Consider the following 3,362-nt stretch of genomic DNA (forward strand, 5'->3'; position numbering starts at 1 on the left):
GGTCCCGCCCGGCGCGCCCACCCAGTCGATCAGCGCGACGACCGCCGTGCCGACCGGCCAGCCCGTGACCCCCGCCCCGAGCGCGTCGACCACGCCCGCGAGCTCCCAGCCGGCCACCACCTGCGGTGACTGCTGGGTGGACACCGCGGCGAAGCCGCCGGACCGGATGAAGGGATCGACCGGGTTCACCCCCGCGGCCTCGACGCGGACCCGGACCTCCCCGGGGGCGGGGTGCGGTGTCGGAAGCTCCGTCAGGGTCAGCGGGCTGGACTCGTCGTAGGCCGGGATCGTGAGCGCTCGCATTGCTATGCCTCCGGTTCGGTGCCGCGGCGGGTGCCGCGGCGGTCGTCCGAACGCTACGAGTGCGAGTATCTTTCGGGTAGTAGTTACCTAAAAGTTCCCTAGTTCCCTGGAGGAACCCCCATGGCCACCAGGACGGCCGCGCAGCGGCGGGCCGAGGCGAAAGTGGCCTACGACGCCTTCATGGCGACCTGCCCCTCTCGGAAGGTATTCGAGATGCTCAGCGACAAGTGGGTCGGCCTGGTGCTGACCGCGGTCTCGGCGGGGCCGCGGCGCTACGGCGAGTTGAAGACGGAGATCGCCGGGGTCAGCCCGAAGATGCTCACCCAGACCCTGCGGACGTTGGAACGCAGCGGGTTGGTCGACAGGAGGGTCACCGCGTCGGTTCCCGTCCGCGTCGACTACGAGCTGACGGCACTCGGCCGTGACCTCTATCCCCTGATCACGCCCCTCAAGACCTGGGCCGAGAGCAACGTGGACGCGATCCGCGCGGCCGAGCGGGCGTACGACCTGCGCACCGCGGCGCCGGTCTGAGGGCTCAGCGCACCTCGGCGAGGGTGCCCTTCTCGACCGAGTAGACGAACCCGCGGGCCGCGTCCTTGTGCGGGATGAACGGGCTGGCCGTGATGCGGGCGATCGACTGCCGGACGTCGTCATCCAGGTTCGTGAACGTCTCGGCGGCCCACGGCGGCCGGATGCCCGTCTCAGTGGCGATCTGCGCCTTGAACGCCTCGTCGGTGAACGTGAGCATGCCGCAGTCGGTGTGGTGGATGAGGATGATCTCCCGGGTCCCCAGCAGCCGCTGGCTGATGGCGAGCGACCTGATCTCGTCGTCGGTCACCGCCCCGCCCGCGTTGCGGATCACATGCGCGTCACCCTCGGTCAGTCCCAGCACGCCGTAGACGTTCAGCCGGGCGTCCATGCACGCCACGACCGCGACCCCCAGCTTCGGGGGTAGCGGCAGGTCCCCGGCGGTGAAGTCGTGGGCGTACCGGGCGGCGTTGCCGAGTAGGTCGTCGGTGACAGTCATGTCGTTGCTCCAGACGGATTCCGGGCGGCCGGCCGGGATGTGCGGGAAGCGTGTTGCGGTGCGATGCGCACGATCTCAGGGCTCAGACCGCGCAAAACGCACCGCAATCTGCCCCCGCCTCGGCGCACGCCCCGGCATGTACAAACCGAAACACAGCGGACACGGCTCCGCCACCGCAGGGGTAAGTGACCCACATCATATCTTCATGGCGGGACTGAACAAACCCACCGGCCATGCGGCCCGGCCGGTCGGCGAGGAGCCGACTCGCGACCGCCCCGCAAGGCCAGGGGCCAGGGGTCAGGGGCCGAGATAGTCCGCGAGGAATCGTTCGATCCGGACCCAGGCATCGGCGGCGGCGACCGGTTCGGGGCCGATCCCGGCGGCGCGCAGCACCGGGCGCAGGACCCGCGGGCCGCTTGGGCTGCCGTCGGGTCGCGCACTGAGGAACGCATGCCCGGCCGTCGGATACTCCTTGACGTCGTGCGGGACGCCGGCCCGATCCAACGCCGCGGAAAGCCGGCCGGCGGCGCCGCGCAGGATGTGGTCCCGGCCGCCGTAGCTGGCCACCACCGGGCACGCCGTCCGCAGCGAGGCGTCGAGCTCACGTGGAAGTGGTCCGTAGTTGACCGCGGCGACCTCGAAGCCCCGGCCTGCGCTGAGCAGGGCGAGGCCGCCGCCGAGGCAGAAGCCGATCACGCCCACCTTTCCGTTGCACGCCGGTAAGGCGGTCAGCCACCGCCGTGCGGCCTCGATGTCGTCGAACGCCCGGCCGCGTCCAGAGGTCATCGCCCGCACCGTCGCGACCAGGCAGCGGTGGGCGCCGCCGGCGCTGAACAGGTCCGGGGCCAGGGCGAGGTACCCGAGGTCGGCGAGGCGGTCGGCGATCGCGCGCACGGTCTCGTCCAGGCCCCACGCCTCGTGCAGGACGATCACGCCGGGCCGGGGGAGTCCCTTCACCGGCGGTGCGCCGACCGCGGTCGGGACCGGGTCCCTGGTGGCTGGTCGGGCCAGGTATCCGCTGAGACCCGGGGAGATGCTGAGAATGTCGGCTAATCCCGACAAATCGACCGTGCTCACGATGCCCACCCCTCGTCCGCCGGCCGCGCGGGCGACACCGTACCGCGCTTCGCGGCGTTCGCGGGGATGGTGATCCTGGGGCGGCCGTCGCGGCGGAAGCGGAACGCCTGCGAATTATCATGGTAGAACACTCTGTGCTGTACATCACAGCATCTGCTCTTGACCGAGGAAAGCCGACCTACTCAGAGTAAATAGTGTGCGCACCTCGCCGCTGTTGACGTGCCGCCGCTGCATCGATTTCGGACGCGCCGAATCCAGTCGCTGTCGTTGATGCGGAGGTAACCCCGGCATTCCCTGGTGGGCCGGGATCCGTTGACCTCGGCGGTCGGCCGTCTCCCGATCGTCGGGGCCGCCTACCGGGGTCCGCCACCGGACCCGCCGCCGGCCACGGCTCACGGCCGTCGGGTGCGTCTGCCTGCCACCCAGTCCCTCCGCCTGCAGCCCAGGTCCTGTCCCCGGCAGCCCCGAGGCCAGGCCAGGTCTCGCTCTGCGCCCGCCGTCCGTCAGCCGGTTCCCATCATTCGAGGAGTGCCCGTTGCGCCCCGTGCAGGATTGCGCCCGATGACCCCCCGCCCGCCGCTGCACCTCGCCCTCGCGCTGGACGGGGCCGGCTGGCATCCGGCAGCCTGGCGGGAGCCACGCGCGCGGACCGCGGAACTGCTTGACGCCCGGTACTGGACCGATCTGGTCCAGGAGGCCGAGCGCGGCCTGCTCGACTTCGTCACGATCGAGGACTCCCTCGGCCTGCAGTCGGACCGGTTCGACGGTCCGGACGACCGGACCGACCGGGTCCGCGGCCGGCTCGACGCCGTGCTCATCGCCGCTCGTGTCGCCCCGCTGACCTCGCGCATCGGTCTCGTCCCGTCGATCATCGCCGGGCACACCGAGCCCTTCCACATCTCCAAGGCCATCGCGACGCTGGACTACGTCAGCTCCGGGCGGGGCGGCGTCCGGG

At 71.2% G+C, this 3,362-nt stretch carries 5 protein-coding genes; 2 read left to right on the plus strand and 3 right to left on the minus strand.

The genetic code is table 11. The features are described 5' to 3' along the window. The coding region (locus tag NBZ85_RS29180) for an alcohol dehydrogenase catalytic domain-containing protein (RefSeq protein ID WP_261563167.1) at positions 1-303 on the minus strand (303 nt) is incomplete at its 3' end. 120 nt (positions 304-423) lie between these two features. On the opposite strand from NBZ85_RS29180, the gene NBZ85_RS29185 reads away from it, so the two are divergent. Next, a complete protein-coding gene (locus tag NBZ85_RS29185) occupies positions 424-834 on the plus strand; it encodes a winged helix-turn-helix transcriptional regulator (protein WP_261554460.1) in 411 nt (136 codons plus the stop codon). 4 nt (positions 835-838) lie between these two features. Here the strand turns inward: NBZ85_RS29185 and NBZ85_RS29190 are convergent, their stop codons facing one another. Together NBZ85_RS29190 and NBZ85_RS29195 are read right to left on the minus strand one after the other, a co-directional pair. Next, positions 839-1,330: a beta-class carbonic anhydrase gene (locus NBZ85_RS29190; protein WP_261563169.1), complete on the minus strand. Its 492-nt coding sequence runs from the start codon at positions 1,328-1,330 to the stop codon at positions 839-841. Between the two features lie 297 nt (positions 1,331-1,627). Continuing rightward, positions 1,628-2,407, minus strand: a complete 780-nt coding sequence (locus NBZ85_RS29195) for a dienelactone hydrolase family protein (protein WP_261554458.1) — start codon at positions 2,405-2,407, stop codon at positions 1,628-1,630. 561 nt (positions 2,408-2,968) lie between these two features. Between NBZ85_RS29195 and NBZ85_RS29200 the strand changes: the two genes are divergently transcribed. Beyond that, on the plus strand, positions 2,969-3,362 hold a 394-nt coding region (locus NBZ85_RS29200; RefSeq protein ID WP_261563171.1), incomplete at its 3' end, for an LLM class flavin-dependent oxidoreductase.

This window comes from Frankia tisae (assembly GCF_025403405.1).
Taxonomy (GTDB): domain Bacteria; phylum Actinomycetota; class Actinomycetes; order Frankiales; family Frankiaceae; genus Frankia; species Frankia tisai.